Source organism: Roseburia sp., assembly GCF_041325975.1.
Lineage (GTDB): Bacteria > Bacillota > Clostridia > Lachnospirales > Lachnospiraceae > Roseburia > Roseburia rectibacter.
Window position 1 is genome coordinate 1,502,394 of record NZ_JBGLEJ010000004.1, and the last position, 21,585, is coordinate 1,523,978.

At 42.1% G+C, this 21,585-nt stretch carries 21 protein-coding genes and 1 pseudogene; 16 read left to right on the top strand and 6 right to left on the bottom strand.

What is annotated here, in order from left to right:
- Positions 1–33 precede the first annotated feature (33 nt).
- The gene (locus tag ACDD58_RS10585; protein WP_118209280.1) at positions 34–264 is read left to right on the top strand and encodes a hypothetical protein; all 231 of its coding nucleotides are present in this window, start codon (positions 34–36) and stop codon (positions 262–264) included.
- A 186-nt stretch (positions 265–450) separates the two neighbouring features.
- Here ACDD58_RS10585 and ACDD58_RS10590 read toward each other — a convergent pair.
- From ACDD58_RS10590 to ACDD58_RS10615, 6 genes and pseudogenes are all read right to left on the bottom strand, one after another.
- A pseudogene (locus ACDD58_RS10590) lies at positions 451–693 on the bottom strand (CNNM domain-containing protein); the annotation flags it as partial.
- Positions 694–978: 285 nt separating this feature from the next.
- Complete coding sequence (locus ACDD58_RS10595; RefSeq protein ID WP_370777356.1) at positions 979–1,677, bottom strand: response regulator transcription factor; 699 nt, start codon at positions 1,675–1,677, stop codon at positions 979–981.
- The gene (locus ACDD58_RS10600; RefSeq protein ID WP_158576207.1) at positions 1,670–3,640 is read right to left on the bottom strand and encodes a DUF4118 domain-containing protein; all 1,971 of its coding nucleotides are present in this window, start codon (positions 3,638–3,640) and stop codon (positions 1,670–1,672) included. The genes ACDD58_RS10595 and ACDD58_RS10600 overlap by 8 nt, the downstream gene beginning before the upstream one ends.
- A gap of 73 nt (positions 3,641–3,713) precedes the next feature.
- The gene (locus tag ACDD58_RS10605; protein WP_118209277.1) at positions 3,714–4,247 is read right to left on the bottom strand and encodes a hypothetical protein; all 534 of its coding nucleotides are present in this window, start codon (positions 4,245–4,247) and stop codon (positions 3,714–3,716) included.
- 37 nt (positions 4,248–4,284) lie between these two features.
- A complete protein-coding gene (locus ACDD58_RS10610) occupies positions 4,285–4,932 on the bottom strand; it encodes a TrkA family potassium uptake protein (protein ID WP_117920843.1) in 648 nt (215 codons plus the stop codon).
- 18 nt (positions 4,933–4,950) lie between these two features.
- Positions 4,951–6,279: a TrkH family potassium uptake protein gene (locus ACDD58_RS10615; protein ID WP_241070816.1), complete on the bottom strand. Its 1,329-nt coding sequence runs from the start codon at positions 6,277–6,279 to the stop codon at positions 4,951–4,953.
- Between the two features lie 238 nt (positions 6,280–6,517).
- Between ACDD58_RS10615 and ACDD58_RS10620 the strand changes: the two genes are divergently transcribed.
- The 15 genes from ACDD58_RS10620 to ACDD58_RS10690 all read left to right on the top strand — a co-directional run bounded on the left by ACDD58_RS10620 (position 6,518) and on the right by ACDD58_RS10690 (position 21,509).
- Complete coding sequence (locus ACDD58_RS10620) at positions 6,518–7,609, top strand: recombinase zinc beta ribbon domain-containing protein (RefSeq protein ID WP_370777359.1); 1,092 nt, start codon at positions 6,518–6,520, stop codon at positions 7,607–7,609.
- Positions 7,572–7,988, top strand: a complete 417-nt coding sequence (locus ACDD58_RS10625; protein ID WP_158570868.1) for an O-antigen ligase family protein — start codon at positions 7,572–7,574, stop codon at positions 7,986–7,988. The genes ACDD58_RS10620 and ACDD58_RS10625 overlap by 38 nt, the downstream gene beginning before the upstream one ends.
- 437 nt (positions 7,989–8,425) lie before the next feature.
- The gene (locus ACDD58_RS10630; RefSeq protein ID WP_370777361.1) at positions 8,426–9,004 is read left to right on the top strand and encodes a manganese efflux pump MntP family protein; all 579 of its coding nucleotides are present in this window, start codon (positions 8,426–8,428) and stop codon (positions 9,002–9,004) included.
- Positions 9,005–9,104: 100 nt separating this feature from the next.
- The gene (locus ACDD58_RS10635) at positions 9,105–10,061 is read left to right on the top strand and encodes a calcium/sodium antiporter (protein ID WP_370777363.1); all 957 of its coding nucleotides are present in this window, start codon (positions 9,105–9,107) and stop codon (positions 10,059–10,061) included.
- A gap of 789 nt (positions 10,062–10,850) precedes the next feature.
- Positions 10,851–11,180 carry a S8 family serine peptidase gene (locus ACDD58_RS10640; RefSeq protein WP_118598686.1) on the top strand — a complete coding sequence of 110 codons (330 nt, stop codon included), beginning with the start codon at positions 10,851–10,853 and terminating at the stop codon, positions 11,178–11,180.
- Positions 11,181–11,812: 632 nt separating this feature from the next.
- Positions 11,813–12,199 (top strand): zinc ribbon domain-containing protein, encoded by a 387-nt coding sequence (locus tag ACDD58_RS10645; protein WP_015561532.1) that lies wholly within the window; start codon positions 11,813–11,815, stop codon positions 12,197–12,199.
- A gap of 11 nt (positions 12,200–12,210) precedes the next feature.
- The gene (locus ACDD58_RS10650) at positions 12,211–13,605 is read left to right on the top strand and encodes a hypothetical protein (RefSeq protein ID WP_370777365.1); all 1,395 of its coding nucleotides are present in this window, start codon (positions 12,211–12,213) and stop codon (positions 13,603–13,605) included.
- Between the two features lie 140 nt (positions 13,606–13,745).
- A complete protein-coding gene (locus tag ACDD58_RS10655) occupies positions 13,746–14,363 on the top strand; it encodes an SGNH/GDSL hydrolase family protein (protein WP_370777367.1) in 618 nt (205 codons plus the stop codon).
- Positions 14,364–14,454: 91 nt separating this feature from the next.
- Complete coding sequence (locus tag ACDD58_RS10660; RefSeq protein ID WP_370777369.1) at positions 14,455–14,799, top strand: DUF6054 family protein; 345 nt, start codon at positions 14,455–14,457, stop codon at positions 14,797–14,799.
- A 396-nt stretch (positions 14,800–15,195) separates the two neighbouring features.
- Positions 15,196–15,765 carry a glycerol-3-phosphate responsive antiterminator gene (locus tag ACDD58_RS10665; protein WP_117920834.1) on the top strand — a complete coding sequence of 190 codons (570 nt, stop codon included), beginning with the start codon at positions 15,196–15,198 and terminating at the stop codon, positions 15,763–15,765.
- A 119-nt stretch (positions 15,766–15,884) separates the two neighbouring features.
- A complete protein-coding gene (glpK, locus tag ACDD58_RS10670) occupies positions 15,885–17,381 on the top strand; it encodes a glycerol kinase GlpK (protein WP_015519905.1) in 1,497 nt (498 codons plus the stop codon).
- Between the two features lie 72 nt (positions 17,382–17,453).
- Complete coding sequence (locus ACDD58_RS10675) at positions 17,454–18,164, top strand: MIP/aquaporin family protein (protein WP_117920833.1); 711 nt, start codon at positions 17,454–17,456, stop codon at positions 18,162–18,164.
- Between the two features lie 247 nt (positions 18,165–18,411).
- A complete protein-coding gene (locus ACDD58_RS10680) occupies positions 18,412–19,848 on the top strand; it encodes an NAD(P)/FAD-dependent oxidoreductase (protein ID WP_370777372.1) in 1,437 nt (478 codons plus the stop codon).
- A gap of 17 nt (positions 19,849–19,865) precedes the next feature.
- Complete coding sequence (locus ACDD58_RS10685) at positions 19,866–21,134, top strand: NAD(P)/FAD-dependent oxidoreductase (RefSeq protein ID WP_118209267.1); 1,269 nt, start codon at positions 19,866–19,868, stop codon at positions 21,132–21,134.
- 15 nt (positions 21,135–21,149) lie between these two features.
- Entirely contained in the window at positions 21,150–21,509 is a 360-nt protein-coding gene (locus ACDD58_RS10690) for a DUF1667 domain-containing protein (RefSeq protein ID WP_006857089.1), read from the top strand.
- The last annotated feature ends 76 nt before the right edge of the window (positions 21,510–21,585 follow it).

Genomic DNA, 21,585 nt, shown 5'->3' on the forward strand with positions numbered 1-21,585 from the left:
GAAAAGAGAAAAACGGCAGGACATTTTAATGATTTGCTGCTGCCGGTGATCCTGGTATTGTGTGTTTTGCCATTTGTGGTGTATTTAGCGGAGTATGATACCGGATTTAGCCAGTATAACTGGAATTCAGATTACAGCATGATACCGGATTTTTATACCTGTTACCGGAGAAGTATTTTCCTTGTGGACGCATGGATTTTGTGCTGGTTTACATATACGAGAGCGGCGATCGTGGCACTGGTTGTGGTCGCGGCAGATATTTAAGCAGGGTGCTGGATCAGAAGAAAGATAACCGTTTAGAGTCAATCGTTACGTCCCAGGATGGCGTGACAATCACTTATGAAGGTAAATCTTACCGTTTCTTCAGCTTTTGGATAATGGACAATTACATTGATTGGAGCACTCTTTCTTGCGATACCACGCACCTCCCTCGGTATTTCAGTCTATGAGAGAGAAGTTATCCGCCGCAAATGCGGAACCCAGGAAGTCAGACAATGTGATGGCCACCTGAATGGTTGCCAGAAACTTGGCAGGCTCTCTTGTCAGACGGAACAGGCGTTTTGCTCGTTTATCTCCTTGATCCGCCATCCTTTCCAATTTTGTTTCGTTTATGGAAAGTACCGCAATCTCTGCACAAGCAAAAACTGCATTTAATGCAATCAATATAATCTGTAATAAAAACAATACTAACATTTTAACCTTTTTCTACAATAACAATATACTATCTTCAAAAAAGCAAAAGACACAGCCCATGCATGGATTCCAATGCACGAGTCGTGTCTTAACTTCTATATCTGAACAAATAGATTTTGTTATTGCATCGGTCAGGGTCAGGACAACTGTCGCTTGTATCCATTTTGTGATTCCACCTTCTTTCCCACAATATAATATTTTTTATTATAGAATAGCTCTCTGGCTATGTCACCAATTGCTTCATCAACAAAGTGTAAGTAGAGATTTTTTAACTGTTTCTTAGCATTATTCCACTTTCTGCATCCTATATCCAACGCCAATATGAGTCTGGATGTATTGTGGAGCGCCAGGGGTTTTCTCCAGCTTTTTTCGCAGAGTTGCCATAAAAACACGCAGAGAACCAATGTCATTCTCCCAACTGCTTCCCCATGCATTTTGTAAAATAAAACGATGTGTCAATACCTTGCCTGTGTTTCGTGCAAGTAAACACAGCAGCTTGTATTCCGTTGCAGTCAGAGACAGCTCATCGTCACCCAGATAAGCACAACCCACAGAATAGTCAATTCGAAGTGGACCGTTTTGATAGACTGCCTGTTCATTGCTCACATTTTGCATCAGCGCAAGGCGGCGCTGGGTAACACGCAGACGTGCTAGTAATTCTTCAACAGAGAACGGTTTTGTTAAATAATCATCTGCACCGGCATCCAGTGCATCAATTTTATCATTATCCTCAGCTCTTGCGCTGATAACAATGATTGGAACGTTTGACCAGCTACGGACACGGCGTATTACTTCCACTCCATCAATATCTGGTAGTCCCAAATCCAGTAAAATTATGTCAGGATTATGAGAAGCTACTTCCATCACGGCTCCTTCACCGGTGCCTGATGCAATAAAGCGGTAATCATGTGCTCTTAATGTTGTAGTTATTAGATTGCGTACCGGAGCATCATCCTCCACAACGAGGATTTGAAAGTTATTCATGTATTATTACCTCCTCCAGCGGAAGGGTAAAACGGAACACAGAACCATGCGGTAAATTGTCCGTAATGTGGATTGATCCGCCATGTGCCTCCACAATAGCCTTGCAGAGGTACAGACCCAGTCCAAGACTGCGGCGATTATCCGCTATTTTATGTTCGCCGCTGTAAAATTTATCAAATATTTTTCCTTTTTCCACGTCGCTGATGCCCTTGCCGGTGTCAGCGATTTTGATTTCCGCCATCCCGTTCTTGCATTCAGCACTGATACTAATCAAGGTGTCCGAAGGTGTGTATTTCAGTGCATTGTCCACAAGATTGATGATGACCTGTACGATCAGCTTTGCATCTGCCCGTACCATCAGTAAATCATCCCCATAATTCAAAGTGATGGAATGCTTTTTTGCATTGGGGCGGATATGCTGCATCGCTTCCTCGATGATTTCAGAAACCAGCTCTGGAGAGGTTTTCAGCATCATGCGACCTTCTTCGATACGAGTAGAGTACAAAAGATTTTCCACCAGGTTGGTCAACCACATGGAGTCATCGTAAATATCTGCATAAATCTGCTGTTTGGTTTCATCATCAAAGCTATGACTGTTGTGTAAAAGATTGCCTGCATTACCGGAAATCGTTGTCAGCGGAGTGCGTAAGTCATGGGAGATGGTTCGCAGCAGATTAGCTCTAAGTTGTTCACTCTCTGCCAGAATTGCTGCAGCTTCTTTTTCCCTGATATTCTTCTCATTTTCCAGTGCAAGCGCTGTTTCACCGAGAATAGACAAAAGGATGCCCTGCTCTGATGCATCCAAAGCACCTGCCATTGCATCAATTCCCACGACACCATATATTCGTTCATTGACACGAACAGCAAAATACAGATACTGTGCATCTGGGAAGTTCTTTGTTGTAGCTCCGGCATTATGATTGTTCTGAAGAACCCACTCTGCAATCGCAAGTTCTGTTTCTTCATCGTAAAAGCGCTGTTCATCCGAAATGAAACGTATCGGCTCAGATAATCGTCCACCTTCGTGGTCAAAAATGACTATACTTCGTCCGAGCAGCTTGTTGATCTGCTGTCCGGCAGTTTGCAGAATGGCTAATTTGTTTTCTGCCTTAGACAAAAGCTGATCTGTATCAAAAAGTACCTTTGTTCGTTTGGCGATTTTCTCTGATTGTCGTGCCTGTTCTTTATATCGAATGGCAAATGTACCTGTGATGTACGCCGTTAAAAACATAACTACGAATGTTACCGGATAACCGGTATCGTAAGCTGCGAGCGAGAATCGAGGTGCTGTAAACAGATAATTAAAGATAAATACACTGACTATGGATGAAATCAAGCTGTATATCTGATGGGATGTGGCAATAGATGTCAACAACACACCAAGAATATACACCATTATAATATTTGCATCGGTAAAGCCTATCTCGTGAAACAACAAACTGAGTAATGTTGCCGCAAACAGAATCAGAGCGCTCTTTACAGTGTTTTTTATGATTTGCTCGTGATGGTATTTCCTCGCCTTTTTGGGATGATAGGTCGTATCTGCTGCTTTATCTGGAATGATATGAATATCCAGCTCTGGTACATAGGACAACAGAAGTTGTGTTAATGTCGGCTTTCCAAACAGATGCTTTTGGATAGCGGAGCTTTGGCCCAAAACAATTCGAGTAATACCGGAGATGCGGGCAAACTCTGCAATTTGGTACGGAACATCGTCGCCATATACCGTTTCGATAGTCGCTCCAAGCTGTTCAGCCAACTTGCGGTTTTCCTCTAATCGCTTTTTGTTTTCGTCGGTAGCCACTGCAAAATCCGGTGTTTCAACGAATAATGCTGTAAACTGACTGTCAAAGGCTTTTGCCATTCTTGCGGCGGTACGAATGATCTTTGCATTGGACGGTGCCGACGACAGACAGGCGAGGATATGATCCTGCTTGCTGTTAATGTTATTTAGTTTATTCATTATCCTCACCTCCAATTTTGTAATAGATTCTACCATACAAAAGTCCTGATTTCTACCTCGAAAATGTGAACGATCAGTCTAAATAGTCAGCATATCCGCATTTTAGTCTACAATGTTCCATTTCCAATGCTGTAATTACTCGGTCACGATTTTTGGATTTCAAACTCTTTTTCCAAACAACACGAATCCATTTTTCCTCATCCAAATTTTCAACCGTTAGACCAAGCGTGGTTACCAGCATCTTTGTCTTTTCGTATGGAATCCGAACAGAAGCATATTGTTGCCCCAAAGGTTCTGTGCTGTCATCTGCCAGAAGAAGAATGTCGATACGTTCGTTTATTAGCTTATCTAAGAGATGATTGATTTGTCCGCTACTGAGAAAGAACTCAACATGAGGAGCAGATTCAGAACAGCTCTCTAATGCAGATGCAATGGAATTCAACAGCATCGGGGTTTCTGCTGCAATATGAATCTTGCATTGGCTATTTCGGTTACCTTCGGCGATTAGGCGTTGGTTTTCTTCAATGAAATCTCCGAATCTTGCAACAACATAGTATCCAAATGCAAAAGTTGCCAACAGAATTAGTATTAAAAACAGATCCTTCATCAAGAACACCTCCTTAGCCTGATTAAAAAAGGATTGATTATATGCGGAAGCACTTGTGGACGGCTTTTTCCTGTCCTAACACAAGAATCGATTTATTTCGACCAAGCACGGTATCCGGCGTAATGCTCATATTTAATCTTCCGTTCTCACGGATACCAAGGATGTTGATGCCAAACTTTTTACGAATGTCTAACTGTACAATGGTTTTTCCGTTCCACTCAAGTGGGATTTCCAATTCGAAAATAGCGTATTCGTTATCCAGTTCAATGTACTCCAAGATATTCTCAGAGGAACAACGGACTGCTGTCCATGCAGCCAACTGCTTTTCAGGGTAGACCACTTCATCTGCGCCATTACGTAGCAGAAACTTTTCCTGTATCTCACGAGATGCACGGGCAATAACCTTTTTAGCGCCCAATTCTTTCAGCAGATAAGCGGTTTCCAAAGAGTTTTGGAAGTTATCTCCAATGGCAACAATACAGGAATCGTAATTGCCAATACCCAGAGAAGCGAGGAATTCTTCATTGGTGCTGTCCCCAATCTGTGCATTGGTAACATAAGGAAGCAGTGCATTTACACGTTCCTCACTGGTATCTACTGCCATAACCTGATGTCCCATAGTGTGCAGCTTCATAGCAATAAACTTGCCAAATCGTCCAAGACCAATCAATAATATCGATTTCATAACAGAACCTCCTTGTTCTTAACCTACCGAGATTTTCTCGACAGGGAGTTTTGATAATGTGTTTTTTGTTGCCGGCAGTGTAGCGAAAATCAGCGTCAGCCCACCAACTCGGCCGATATACATCTGTGCAATCAGAATCAGTTTGCTTATAGCCCCAAGTTCCGGTGTGATACCCAGTGTCAAACCGACTGTGCCAACCGCCGATGCACTTTCATACAGGCAAGTTACAAGCGGAAGATTTTCCAGTTTACTGATTGCTATGCCACCAAGAAGAAATAACGAAATATACATAAAGAACACCGTTGCCGCATTTTTTACGGTATCATCATCGATGCGTCGCCCGAAGAAACAACCATTCTGACGTTTTTGAAAGACTGCCGCTGCGACAGATATCATTACTGCAAAGGTAGTAACTTTCATACCTCCTGCCGTAGAACCGGGCGCACCGCCGATGATCATCAACAATGATGTAATCATCTGTCCAGTTTCGCTCATTGCATTCAAGTCCACGGTGTTAAAGCCTGCTGTTCTCGGCGTAACAGCTTGGAACAAGGCTCCCCAAAAGCGTTCTGCAAACGGAAGATGTGCCAGTTCGAAAAAGAAGAAGTAGACCGTTGGAATCAGTATCAATCCTGAGGTAACAGTAAGGATAACTTTGCTTTGCATACGGTATCGCTTTATGTGGATGCCGTTGGTGCAAATATCTCTCCAAGTCAAAAATCCAAGTCCGCCGATGATAATCAGTAGCATGATTGCCAGATTGATAATTGGATTTGCAGCATATCCCATCAAAGAATTAAACAGAATACCATCATTTACAATGTCAAAACCGGCATTACAGAAGGCTGAGATAGAGTGAAATACTGCCATCCAAAGACCTTCGCCAAATCCGTAATCCCCGATGAACACAGGAGCCATGATCGCTGCGCCCAAAAGCTCAATAATTACGATGCCTTTCAAGATGAAACCAGTGAATCGGACAATGCCGCCAACCTGCGGTGCGGAAATTGCATCCTGCATTGTGCTTCTTTGCATCAAGGAGATTTTCTTTCCTGCTGCCATTGTAATCGCAGCAGCTACTGTGATAACGCCCATGCCGCCGATTTGAATTAACACAATAATGATTGCCTGCCCAAACACTGTCCAATGTGCCGCCGTATCATAAACCACAAGTCCGGTCACACAAACCGCCGAAGTCGATGTCAGCAGACAATCCAGAAACGGTGTAATCTCTCCACCTTTACTGGATACCGGCAGCATCAGAAGCAGCGCACCCAACAATATGACAGCGGCAAAACCGAGAATGATCATCTGTGAGGAGGATAATTTACGTTCCAGTTTCCCCATCTCAACACCTCCAACGTTCGTTTTCTTAATTGTATTATTGCATTTCAACCATAAAATGGGTATTAGCGTGCCGGTTATGGCATTAAATTCGCATTAAGATAAAGACCATCACTGGTTCTCAAATAGAGAACCGTGATGGCCTTCATTTTTAACAATATATCAATTCATTTAAGACGATTTCTTCCGCAGCATTGCGGATGAAGATGCCTATCAATTCTTTACTCAGCATGATACGGACTTGTTTTCAGACAAAGATGCCTTTGACAACAAGCATGGTATTATGGCTTACAACCGTACCGATCAGGAAAAAGGCAGAGCAACAAAGTACCTTCCTGCAAGTGAATGGATTGTATCTGTTGGCAAGCATCCGGGACTGATTCCGGGTAAAGTGTGGGTACAGATTCAAGAATCTTTGGAACGCAATAAATCCAAATCCTTTAGAAAGCCACGCAGTAATGAAGCGCTTCTGACTGGCTTGCTATTCTGTAGCTGCGGTGAGCGTATGTATCCGAAAATGAGCAAGCGCAAAACTGCGGATGGAAAAGTAATTTATACCTATGTATGCAAAATGAAGGAACGCAGTCAGAGGTCTGTATGCAACAGCAAGAATGCCAATGGCAATACATTGGATATGGCTGTGGTCGAGCAGATTAAAATGCTTGCGGAGGATAAGGATACTTTCATTGCACAGTTGGAACAGAGCCGTAGATTCTATACCGGCAATCGCATGGACTATGAGCAGCGACTTGATGAAATGAGAAAGGAAAAGGCAGAAACCGAGAAGAAAATCAATTCTCTGGTAGACGCCCTTGTAGATATGGGCGACAGCCCTGCCAAGGCGCATGTAACCAAACGAATTGAGCAGTTGAACGAGGAATACCAGTCCCTTGAAAAACGTATTCAGGAGCTGGAGGGTCTGACCACACAGCATGCTCTCAGCGATATTGAGTTTGACTTGATGCGTCAGCTGCTGACTGTCTTTAAGGATGGCATTGATGAAATGACCATAGAGCAGAAACGAGCAGCCATCCGCACCATCGTGCGTAAGGTTATCTGGGACGGAGTCAACGCTCATGTGGTTCTGTTTGGTGTGCAGGACGATGAAATCGAATACCCGGAAATCGCTTCTGTTGCTTCTGATAATACAGACGACGAGGACGAAAACGAGGAATTGGTGGCATTTTCTGATGTAGACTACGAAGATGACGATACGGAGGATGACTGCCTGGGAAAAACTAATCCCCTCAGTGCATCAAAAACGCATTGGGGGGAGGATAGCAAATGCAATACAGATGGATGCAAAAGAAGAATTAATATTTTGGCTGGATGATTATACACTGGAATTTTCAAAACTTGCTGCGGGATATTATTATGAGACAGAATGGGGAAAAGCGGATGAGATGGTGGAAATACCGCATGCTAATTTCCACGGACTGGAATATTTAGGAAGCGGCCGCCTTTACATCTGGTCAAGGATACTCCCAATGTTAAAACATTATATCTTAAAAGGGAGCGGTCCGGACACCTTTGCAGAAGTGTTTCCGCAAAATGATTATGTTGGAAAGATGATCTATGCGGAGAGCACCGGCAGGATCATGGAGCGTGCGCACAATGATTTCCTCGCGCACTGGGTGCAGACAGGATTGCTGTCACTTCTTGCACTGCTGTTGTTTTATGTGTTCCTTGGAATCGCGCTTGCAGCGGTGTAATGTTTTTTTAACGAAACATTCATTGACAAATCATGGTGTATAAGATATGATGTGAAAACAGCGTTTGGCATAAGTGAAAAACTTATGATGAGCACAGGCTGTTTTGAAGGAAAGCAGTCTGTGAAACCGTGAGGGAGTAGTTCGCGTGATCGCGTGGTTTGTCAACATACCGGTTTCTTTTGGTGGGCACACACGAAAAGAACCTGGCAAATCTTAAAGAATGAGACTCATGTATATTTTTGTAGGGATATCTGCGAGGATATCCGGTACAGGAATATACGTGGAGTCTCTTTTTTTGTCATATTTATTTGAGAAATATTATCATTTAAAGTATGTCAGAAATTGGAAATCACTGCAGGAATGACGCATACAGTACAAAATAACTGAGGAAACATCACGGAAAATGTCTGATACAAAAAGAAAGCGGGTAAAAAAAGATGGCTATTTTTATTGAATTGTTCCTGATGGGCGTCGGGCTGTCCATGGATGCATTTGCAGTGTCGATCTGCAAAGGACTTGGGATGCGTAAGGTCAACAAGAAACAGGCACTTGTGATCGGATTATTTTTTGGAGGTTTTCAGGCATTGATGCCTCTTATCGGATGGCTTTTGGGAAGTCAGTTTGAAAAATATATCACAAGCATTGACCATTGGATCGCATTTATACTTCTTGGAGTGATCGGTGGTAAAATGATCATCGAATCCATAAAACCGGATCAGGAAGAGGATGAGGTAAAAGAACTAGATGCGCCACTCGATCTCAAAGAGATGTTTGTGCTTGCAGTTGCGACAAGTATTGATGCACTTGCAGTCGGGATCACATTTGCATTTCTGGACTATCCGATCGTGGAGGCAATCACGATCATTGGAATCACCACCTTTTGTATCTCGATTGGCGGGGTTTATGTTGGAAACTTTTTTGGAAATAAATACGAAAAAAAGGCAGAGTTTGTCGGAGGGCTCATTTTAGTGCTGCTTGGAGTCAGGATTCTGTTGACACATCTGGGGATTTTATAATTATTGAATATGATCAGCAGATGCCAGATTGTGTTTTGGTAAGAAAATCCACCTATTTGGGATAAACAGAAAATGGAAAATAAAAAAGGAGAGAATGTGTATGATGGAGATGCTAAAATCAATCGTTTTATTATTAGTGGGCTTTGTATTGTTGATTAAAGGTGCAGATTTTTTTGTTGAAGGAAGTTCTTCCGTGGCAAAGTCGTTGAGGATTCCATCCATGATTGTAGGACTTACAATTGTTGCAATGGGGACAAGTCTGCCGGAACTTGCAGTCAGTGTTACAGCTTCGCTGGCAGGCAACAATGCGCTGGCTGTCAGCAATGTGATCGGGTCAAATATTTTTAATTTAATGCTGGTGTGTGGTGCATGTGCATTATTTGCACCTCTGATTGTGCAGAAAAATACATTGAAAAAAGAAATACCGCTTTCTGTTGTGTGTGTGGTACTTCTTCTTGTGCTGGGCTGGTTCGGCATGGAGATAGGAAGAACAGATGGGGTGATTTTGTTAATCCTTTTTATTGGATTTTTAGTCTGGATGGTAAAGTCTGCATTAAAAGCACATGCGGAATCAGCAAATTTAGAAGAATCTGACAATGAATATAAAATTTATCCTGCATGGAAATGTGCATTATATATTGTGGGTGGTGCAGTGGCTATTAAATTTGGCGGGGATTTTGTTGTAGATGGTGCGTCAGCGATTGCCGTAAAAGCCGGGTTAAGCCAGAATCTGATTGGACTTACGATCGTTGCAATGGGAACCAGCCTGCCGGAATTTGTCACCTCTGTGGTAGCTGCAAGAAAAAATGAAGTTGATATGGCATTTGGAAATGTGATCGGATCAAATATTTTTAATATTCTGTTTATTCTGGGAGTGACAGCAGCGATAAGTCCGGTAGCGTTTATTATGGAAAATGTGGTGGACAGTATACTTCTGGTGTTGGTAAGCATTCTTGTATGGGTGTTTGCATGGAGCAGGCTTCATATAGAGAAAAAAGAAGGTGTGGTGCTGCTTGCATGTTATGCAGGATATCTGATATATATCTGTACGAGATAAGAAAGATAATGTATAAGATGAAAAAGGTGTTTATTGAAGAAATACAGGGAAAAGAGTATAATTCTGTTTTGACAGTTTAAAAAATTAAATCGCTCTCATCAATTGCTACTTCAAAACTAAGTTTTTCACAAACAGTATTCAATCAATCAACATATAAAGATGGAAAGCGAAAAAATTCTAAATATAAAGTTACAGAATCATTTAATTGGCTAAAGTGTTATTATCCTTGGAGTTATACAGACACAATTGGTGTTGCATGGAGTGGAGGTTTTGCCTATAGTACAAATTCAAAAAGCATAACGTATTATAATATGCTAGGAACACCACCATCGTTTAAATGGGCTAAAACATCAAAAGGAAGTAAACAAGCATTAGCAGATGGAACACCAGCGAAAGGATGCAAATATAATTTTTGCTTCATTATTTATACAGACTGCAGGATGCGAACAGACTGAATATTGAAAAAATAAAATACATATAGAAGATGTTTGGAAGGAAACATATGGAAATGAAAACATTATTGCGGGAATTATAGATAGTGGTATAGATATTACATCTTCTGATTTACAAAGTGTAATATATCATAACGATCAAGAAATTTCTAATAATCAAGTTGATGATGTGGTTAATGCAATTAAATATGGATATAATAAGGGAATTCGTCTTTTTAATTGTAGTTGGGATATGGAAGTATATAGTGAAAAATTATATACAATAATGAAAGAATGTTCAGATGCAATTTTTGTTTGCTCAGGTGGGAAAAATAGTTCTAATGTAGATGAATAACATGTGTATCCAGGTTGTTTTGAGTTACCCAATGTTATATGTGTAGGAGGTTTGGGGATAAATGGTAAAATATATGAGTTTTCTGGATATGGAGAAAAAATTGATATATATGCTCCGGCGGAGAAAGTATATTGTTTAATGCCGGAGGACACATATACTTATTCCGAAGGTGTGTCTATTTCAGTAGCATATGTTACAGGAACAATTGCATTGGCAAAAAGCATAAATCCTACATTGAAATGTGAAGAAATAAAAAATAGATTGCATAAGTGTTACAATGAGGAATTAAATATACCAGTATTAGACGTAAAGAAGATATGTATTCAGGAGTGAAATAATGGATAGAATCATAATTTTAATTATAGTATATCTTATTGCATGCTATATATGGAAAAAGATTGATTGTTCAAGACATAGGAAAATACATAATGCAGTGTTATTTATATCAAGTATAATGGTAATCATCGGTTGTATAACACCATTAAATTCCACATATATAATTTTGTGCGCAATCATACTGATATTATTAGATTGTCTGGTAAAAAAAGTATGGACTGCATAAGGTAATATTTTTTTAACGAAACATTCATTGACAAAAGCCGGAGCAGATTTTGGTGACTTTGGGAGAAAATTAGAAAATCTTGGTCTGCCGGTCACGTCACTCCGAGAAAACCTACATCAGGCACATTTAGATTGCCTTATTTTCGTACAACGGAACAAAAATTACTCCGGCTTTGCGAGGGATGCCACTCATAAGCCTGCGACACACCATTTGAACGGGCAGATCATATCAATCGTACTGTGTAATCAGCAGCGATTAACCCCATTTTATATAAAGTTAAGACCTTATTTATTGAAGATATATTAGGAAAAGAGTATAATGTGCGTAAGCAATGAGCAGTGTCAAAACAGGTACTGCGTAGTATAGAAACAATCAGGAAACCAATTCAGGGAGGTAGCACAGTATGGAGTTTTTTGATAAGTTAAGCGAGACAATCGTGAGTGCAGGTAAGGATGTTGGTCAGAAAGCGAAGGATGTATCCGGGATCGCAAAGTTAAAGATGGATATCAGATCCAAAGAAGATTTTGTGGAAAAACAGTATGCGGAACTTGGAAAAGCATATTATGAGAAACACAAGGATGAAGAGAGCGCAGAAGGCGAAGAAAAGACACCGGAACAGGAGCACTTTTTCCTGATCACGGAGGCGCTTGGAGAGATTGAGCGCATGCGCGCAGAAGTATTTAAACTTCAGGGAGCCGTGGAATGTCCGAAATGTGGTGCCAAAATGCCACAGGGAGCAGCATTCTGCAGTAGCTGCGGAACAAAAATGGACGATATATTTGAGGAATAGGAGCCGGATGCGTGGAAAATCAGAATAAAGCCCGGGCAGATCTGCGTCAGTTAATGCCTTTTTTCATTGTGGCCTTTGTGGGGATTATTTATCATCTAAGGATTCGTCCGATGGCGGGAGATGATGTGTTTTTTTCGCAGGCAACGTCAGAACTTGGATTGTGGGATTATCTGATACAGCGTTATGAGACGTGGACATCCCGGTTTGTGATAGAGTTTCTTCTTGTCTGGATCATAAAGTATCCAATTTTGTGGAGACTCATTGATCTGACGCTTTTTATTTCGTTTCCGGTATTAATCTCAAAAATATTTGATGGCGGAAAACTGATGGACTGGTGTGCGGCAGCGGCGGTTCTTTTATATCCGTTTCATGATATGGGAACGGCCGGCTGGATTACCACAACGGTAAATTATTTCTGGCCGGTCTGGGGAATGTTCTTTGTTGGATTTCTGCTGAAAAAAATGCTGGTACATAAGAAAATCAATATTGTGGAAGGTATTGCAGGGGTACTTGTCTGTGTGATCGCAAGCAGTCATGAGCACGTAGCGGTGATCCTGTTTGTGATTTTTATATTGTATGGCATTTATCTGATTTGTGGGAAATCTAAAAAGACGCCTTTGGTGCAGGATTCTGCTGGAAGCACGCTGACAGACAAAAAAGTGATACACAGCAATAATCTGTATCTGGCAGGAATGGTACTTGTTAATATCATAACACTGATCTCAATCCTGCTCTGTCCGGGAAATGCCGGAAGAAATGCGGTCAGCATTGCAGATCTTCCAATTTTTGAGACATATGGATTTGGAGATAAACTGTATCTTGGTCTGCTCAGTATTGAGCGTGTGTTTATAGCAAACTGCGATGCCGTATTTCTGACAGTTGCATTGGTGCTTGCAATGCTTGTCTATGTAAAAACGGATGACTATAAAAAGACCATTATTTCTGCGTTACCGGTCTTGATTTTATTCGGACAGACGGCAATGCGTACTGCTTATCCGGGATTATCAGGTCTGTTTGTCATGCCGCAGGAGATCACAGAATGGAGCTGGGGCACGCTTTCTACCTGGCTTCCGATGGTGTATCTTGCAGTCACAGTGGCGGCGATGCTTTATGCATTGTGGATTATCCTGGGAGAGCAGCCGATAGAGTATATTTACGCGCTTCTTATGTTGGGATGCGGATTTGGTGCAGGCATGATCCTTGGATTTATGGCGACGATCTATGTTTCCGGTGAGCGTGTTTATATCACCCTGTATTTTATATTGCTGTTTGTGACAATGTTTTGCATTTACCGTATGGAAGATGCTGTGGCAGAAAAATTAAAGCAGACAGGCGGAAAGCTGGCGGTGACACTGCTTGCATTGATCTGCCTTATAAATATTGGATTTGTAACCCTATCCTGTTAAGGATAGGGTTTTCTGTCATTGTTAAGGACAGGGTTTTCTGTCAACATATTTTTTTGTTGACAAAACATAGTATTCATATTAACATAGTAGGAAATAAGACGATGAGGATACAAAATAGTTCAGATAGAAGGGAGATTACTATGAAAGAAATATTATGCTTTGGAGATTCCAATACTTATGGATTGATACCGGGAACGAAAAACCGCTACGGCAGAGATACAAGATGGACAGGGCTGATCGAACAGCAGTTATATGGAAAAGGCTACCGCATCATTGAGGAAGGACTGTGCGGCAGGACAACGGTTTTTGAGGATGAGCTGCGTGAGGGAAGAAAAGGAGCTGCATTGCTGCCAACTCTTTTAGAGAGTCATGCACCGGTGGATCGTGTCGTTTTGATGCTTGGAACGAATGACTGCAAGACATTTTACAATGCCTCAGCAGAGGTGATCGGTCTTGGTGTGGAACGTCTGGTGGAGCAGATACGTAAGGCAGATCAGAATATCCGGATTTTACTGATCTCCCCGATACAGCTTGGGGAAGGTGTCTGGGAGCCGGGATATGATCCGGAGTTTAATGAGAGATCTGTGGAAGTATCAAAAGGTCTGAAGGAGGTTTATCAGAAAGTTGCAGAAAAATATGACTGTGATTTCCTTGCAGCATCCGATGTGGCAGAGCCGAGTAAAGAGGACAGAGAACATCTGAATAAGGAAGGCCACAAAAAGCTGGCGGAGGCAGTGCTTGGAGTGCTGGCGGCGTAATTGACGTTACAAAATCAATGATGTAAAATTGTTATAAATCAGTTTTAAATAGTAGCTGCGCAGGAAAAACATTTTGGGGGAGGCGTGTCATATGGCTGTATTTGAGAAGGTAGTTCATGGTAACTTGAAGAATGTGATCCAAAATACAGATATGCTGTTGAAAGAAGGAAAGCATAAATTAGATTTCCGGGATGAATACAGCATGACGTCCCAGGGAATGGATGTTACGGTCAGAATCTATCAGAGATACAATGTTATACCGGGCAATTCTACCTGTATTACGTTGCTATTTCAGGATAATAAAGATGGAGACATTAAGATCGTCGGACTTTTAGCAGGAGACGAATATGGAATCTTTGGTATGGATTTAGGCATGGGAGCACGCACGGCGCAGGCATGTGAGGAAAAGTTAAACAGTATGGACGGAGCATCATAACAGACCGGATAAAATGACAGGTAAGAAGTTTGATTTGGATGATTTTTAGACAGAATGAAACGAAATGTTATATATTGATAAAAATATAACAAAGAGGCTCTGGATAAAGAAACGGAATTGTGCATTATATATAAAACAAAACGAATAAAACTGTAAAACACAAACAAAAATGATAAAAAGCATCAAGAAAGTATTGCATTGCATTGTGCATTATGATATGATGCAGTCAGTTTAATAAGAGAGCTATGACAGGAGAGCGAATAGAACGGCCGATGAAGCCGTTGGTATTGTCGCTCTTTTTTATGTTATATTAAAACTGCAATGTAAAAACGTCATGAGGTGACCATTAGTTGTATACATATGAATTAGGAAAAAGGTGTCTGGGAAGGGGAAAGCATGAATCAGAATTTTTATGAAGCAGTAGTGGATAATCCCATCATTGCAGCGGTAAAAAATATGGAAGATGTGACAGAATGCTGTAAGCATGATGATATCAGAGTCATATTTATTTTATTTGGAGATGTCTGTTCTATTGGATCAATTGTAAAGACGATCAGGGATGCAGGTAAGATTGCAATGGTGCATATGGATCTCATCAGTGGTTTAAGTCCAAAGGAGATTGCAGTTGAATTTATTAAAGAACAGACCGAAGCGGATGGAATTATTTCCACGAAGCCGTCACTGATCAAAAAAGCAAAAGAAATGTCTATGTATACAGTACTTCGTGTATTTTTACTGGATTCGATGGCATTTGAAAATATCAGGCAGCAACAGCACATGATAAAACCAGATTTTATCGAGGTGCTTCCGGGAGTAATGCCAAAGATCATTGCACAGATCAGTCATTCGGTAAAAGTACCCATTATTGCGGGAGGGCTGATCACAGATAAAGAAGACGTGATGGGAGCATTGTCAGCGGGTGCGATGGCGGTATCATCCACAAACCATAAAGTCTGGAATATGTAAGGTAAAAAATAATATATTTCAATAGAAAAAAAGAACAATCAATTTTACGAATATTTATAATGCTCTGGGGGGAGCAGTTTAAATATTAAATAAAGCCAAAAGAAAGAGGAGGAAAAAGTATGGCAAAATATGTAATGGCACTGGATGCTGGAACCACAAGCAACAGATGTATCCTGTTCAACGAGAAAGGTGAGATGTGCAGCGTGGCACAGAGGGAATTTACACAGTACTTCCCACAGCCGGGCTGGGTGGAACATGATGCAGATGAAATCTGGGCAAGTATGCTCGGTGTTGCAGTTGAGGCGATGAACATGATCAATGCGACAGCAGAGGATATTGCAGCAATCGGTATTACCAACCAGAGAGAGACAACGATCGTCTGGGATAAGGAAACAGGAGAGCCGATCCATCATGCGATCGTATGGCAGTGCCGCAGAACTTCAGAATATTGCGATACCTTAAAAGAAAAAGGACTTACCGATAAATTCAGGGAAAAAACAGGTCTTGTCATTGATGCATATTTTTCAGGCACGAAGGTAAAATGGCTGCTTGACAATGTACCGGGTGCAAGAGAGAGAGCCGAAAAAGGTGAATTATTATTCGGAACGGTAGAAACCTGGCTGATCTGGAAACTGACAAAAGGCGCTGTTCATGTGACCGATTATTCCAATGCATCCAGAACAATGTTATTTAATATCAACACTCTTCAGTGGGATGATGAGATTTTAGCAGAGTTAAATATTCCAAAATGTATGCTGCCGGAGCCGAAACCGTCAAGCTGTATTTACGGGGAGGCAGATCCTTCTTACCTTGGTGGACCGATCCCGATCGCAGGTGCTGCCGGAGACCAGCAGTCAGCATTGTTTGGTCAGACCTGTTTTAACGCAGGAGAGGCAAAGAATACATATGGAACCGGATGTTTCCTTTTAATGAACACAGGCGAAAAACCGGTATTTTCCAAGAATGGTCTGGTAACTACGATTGCATGGGGACTGGATGGAAAAGTTAATTACGCACTGGAAGGCTCTATTTTCGTGGCGGGGGCTGCGATCCAGTGGTTAAGAGATGAATTAAGAGTCATTGATTCTGCACCTGATTCTGAATACATGGCAAAGAAAGTAAAAGATACGAACGGCTGTTATGTAGTTCCGGCATTTACCGGTCTTGGTGCACCTCACTGGGATCAGTATGCAAGAGGTACGATCGTAGGTATTACCCGTGGCGTCAATAAATATCACATTATCCGTGCAACATTGGAATCTCTGGCATATCAGGTGAATGATGTTCTGGTTGCCATGAAAGCAGATTCCGGAATTGATCTTACCGCTTTGAAAGTTGACGGTGGAGCAAGTGCTAATGATTTCCTGATGCAGACACAGGCGAACATTATTGATGCGCCGGTAAATCGTCCGCAATGTGTAGAGACAACAGCGATGGGCGCTGCATATCTTGCTGGTCTGGCAGTCGGTTACTGGTCAAGTAAAGAGGATGTTATTAAAAACTGGGCAATCGACAAGACATTTGAGCCGCAGATCGATGCCGCAAAGAGAGAAGAAATGATCAAAGGCTGGAACAAAGCAGTCAAATATGCATACGGCTGGGCAAAGGAAGATTAAAAAGAAGGTTTTGTATAGGGAAGGTAAAGATTGTAATGTATTGGTAAAGTTAATTGAATAAGGGGGGATAGTATGTTACCATATATAGCAGAGTTTTTGGGAACTATGATTCTGATCATCTTAGGTGATGGAGTTGTTGCAAACGTAAATCTCAACAAATCTGGCATGAAGGGTGGAGGAACTGTCCAGATCACATTTGCATGGGGACTTGCGGTTATGCTGCCGGCATTTATTTTCGGAGCAGCATCGGGAGCATCGTTTAATCCGGCGCTGACGTTAGCACTTGCAGTTGACGGAAGTTTTGACTGGGCAATGGTTCCGGGATATATCATTGCACAGTTTGCAGGAGCGTTTGTTGGAGCGGTGATCGTATATCTTTTGTTTAAAGGACAGTTTGATGCAACAGAGGATCAGGCGACAAAACTTGGGGTGTTCTGTACAGCGCCTTCTATTCCGAACATGGGACAGAATATTTTCAGTGAGGCAGTTGGAACGTTTATCCTTGTATTTGCGATCAAAGGTATGGCAAATGTGCCGGGACTTACCGATGGACTTGGAAAGTTTCTTGTATTTGGAATCATTGTATCGATCGGTATGTCACTTGGTGGACTGACCGGATATGCGATCAATCCGGCAAGAGATATCGGACCGCGTCTTGCACATGCCGTTCTTCCGATTAAGGGAAAAGGAACATCCAACTGGGGATATGCAGTTGTTCCGCTGGTGGGACCGGTGATCGGAGCAATTGCTGCAGTACTGCTATATGGAGCAATTCCATGGTAGACCGTATGTTTGTCATGCGATAAGTAACTTTATATGACAATTTTATATTTATGACAGTAGATGTGCATGTGGAACCTGCAATCTATTGTTGAGGGGCAAGAGAGAAGAGAGCCTGACAGGATAATCGCAACAGCATGGGTGCGCTTACTTGTCAGGCTTTTTTATTCATAGGAGATTACATCTTATGAATGAAAAAGCCCTCCGGGTTAGATACCAGAAGAACAAAGTAAAAAAGGAGAGATGGAAAATGTATGACGTAATTATCATCGGAGCCGGTGTATCCGGCGCAGCAGCGGCGAGAGAATTGTCGCGTTATAATGCAAAAGTATGTGTGATAGAGAAAGAGGAAGATGTCTGCTGCGGCACATCCAAGGCAAACAGTGCAATCGTACATGCGGGATATGATGCAAAAGAAGGTTCCCTGATGGCAAAATTAAATGTACGGGGAAATGCCTTGATGGAGCAGCTTTCCAAAGATCTTGATTTTCCGTTTAAGCGGATAGGTTCTCTGGTTGTCTGCAAGGACGAGGAGGATATGCCAAATCTGAAGGCGCTTTATGACCGCGGTGTGGCAAACGGTGTGCCGGGACTGCGCATTTTATCGAAAGAGGAAGTACATGAAATGGAGCCAAATCTTGCGGATGATATCTATGCGGCTTTATATGCGCCGAGTGCCGGGATTGTCTGCCCATTTCATTTAAATATAGCACTGGCTGAGAATGCAAATGCAAACGGTGTGGAATTTAAGTTTGATACGGAAGTAACAGATCTGAAAAAAACAGGGGAGATCTGGGAGGTTCATACGAATCAGGGCGTGTTTGAAACAAAATATGTCGTCAATGCGGCAGGTGTTTATGCGGATAAATTTCACAATATGGTCAGTGAAAAGAAAATCCATATTACACCAAGACGCGGCGATTACTGCCTGCTTGACAAGAGTGCCGGAAACCATGTGAGCCACACGATCTTTGCACTTCCAGGTAAATATGGAAAAGGTATTCTGATCACGCCGACGGTACATGGAAACCTGTTATTAGGACCTACTGCGATTGATATTGAGGACAAAGAAGGAACGAACACGACAAGAGAAGGCTTAGATCAGGTTATCGCCGGGGCGAATCTGAATGTAAAAAATATTCCGATGCGTCAGGTTATCACTTCTTTTGCCGGACTTCGTGCACATGAAGATGGTCATGAGTTTATCATTGAAGAGGCAGAAGATGCAAAAGGCTTTATCGACTGTGCCGGAATCGAGTCACCTGGGCTTACGAGCAGTCCGGCGATCGGAGAAATGGTTGCAGGTCTGTTAAAAGAAAAAATGCATTTGGAAGAAAAGAAAGATTTTATCGCAACGCGCAAAGGCATCTTAAATCCAAATACTTTAAGCAAAGAAGAAAGAGTGGCCTTAATTAAGGAAAAACCGGAGTATGGCAATATTATCTGCCGCTGTGAGATGATCACCGAGGGAGAAATTATTGATGCCATCAGACGCCCGCTCGGTGCAAAATCACTAGATGGTGTCAAACGCCGCACAAGAGCCGGAATGGGACGCTGTCAGGCGGGATTCTGCTCGCCGAGAACAATGGAGATCTTAGCAAGAGAGCGCGGTGTGAGTCAGTCTGAGATCACAAAATCAGGCGGAAATTCAAAAATTATTGTCGGAACCAACAAGGACAGATTGTAAGAGGGAGGAGCCAGAGCATGAAAACATATGATATCGTAATCATCGGAGGTGGACCGGCAGGGCTTGCGGCTGCTGTTTCTGCAAAAAATAACGGAATTGATGACATATTGATTTTAGAGAGAGACAAAGAATTAGGCGGTATTTTAAACCAGTGTATCCACAATGGTTTTGGTCTGCATACATTTAAGGAAGAACTGACAGGTCCGGAATATGCGGGAAGATTTATCTCGCAGGTAAAGGAACTTGGAATTGAATATAAATTAAATACCATGGTCATGGATATCAGCCATGAAAAAGTAGTTACTGCAATGAACCGCGAAGACGGTCTGTTTGAAATTCAGGCAAAAGCAGTTATTCTTGCAATGGGATGCCGCGAGAGACCCCGTGGAGCGTTAAATATTCCGGGATACCGCCCGGCAGGAATTTATTCTGCAGGAACGGCACAGCGTCTGGTAAACATCGAAGGGTTTATGCCTGGACGCGAAGTTGTCATTTTGGGTTCCGGCGATATCGGCCTGATCATGGCAAGAAGAATGACACTTGAGGGCGCAAAGGTTAAGGTTGTGGCAGAATTAATGCCATATTCCGGTGGGCTGAAACGTAATATCGTACAGTGCTTAGATGACTATGGAATCCCGTTAAAGTTAAGCCACACGGTTGTGGATATTAAGGGAAAAGAACGTGTAGAGGGAATCACGTTGGCTGAGGTTGACAGCAAGGGAAAACCGATCCCAGGAACTGAGGAGGAATATAGCTGCGATACACTTTTACTTTCTGTCGGACTGATCCCGGAAAATGAGATTTCCAAAGGTATGGGGGTTGACATGAACCCGGTTACATCAGGACCAAAAGTAAATGAGAGTCTTGAAACGAATATTCCGGGTGTGTTTGCCTGCGGAAATGTACTGCATGTACATGATCTTGTGGATTTTGTATCTGAAGAGGCAAAGACAGCCGGAAAAAATGCAGCAGTTTATGTGAAAGCAGATGGCGTGAAGGCAGCAAGAGATAACGACATTGTTTTAAATCCGATCGAGGGTGTCCGGTATACGGTGCCGGGAACCATCAATGTTGCTAATATGGATGAGCAGATCACAGTCCGTTTCCGTGTGGGCGGTGTATACAAGAACTGTTACGTCAGCGCTTATTTTGATGATGAGAGAGTCATCCACAGAAAACGTCCGGTCGTGGCACCGGGAGAAATGGAAGAGATCAAACTGACAAAAGAGCAGCTTTTGCAGTACCCGGATCTAAAGACGATCACAGTCAAGATCGAGCAGGAATAAAATGGAGGTATATCAATGGAAGAGAAAAATTTAATCTGTATCGGTTGTCCGATGGGCTGTCCGCTGACTGTAAAAATGGAGAACGGTGAAGTTGTCAGTGTTACAGGGAATACCTGTAAGCGCGGTGATATCTATGCGAGGAAGGAAGTGACAAATCCAACCAGAATCGTTACCTCTACAGTAAGGATCACCGGCGGAAGCGAAGCAATGGTTTCTGTAAAGACAAAAGAAGATATTCCGAAAGGAAAAATATTTGACTGTGTCAAAGCATTGAAAAATGTTGAGGTTGCTGCTCCGGTGCACATCGGGGATGTGCTTGTGAAAGATGTTGCAGGGACAGGTGTAGATGTGATCGCAACGAAAAATGTGGAGTAAGTGCCGAAAAAATAAAAAATACATGATAGGAATTGATTTTTAAACTGGAGGGGCAAAACAGATACCTGAAATGATC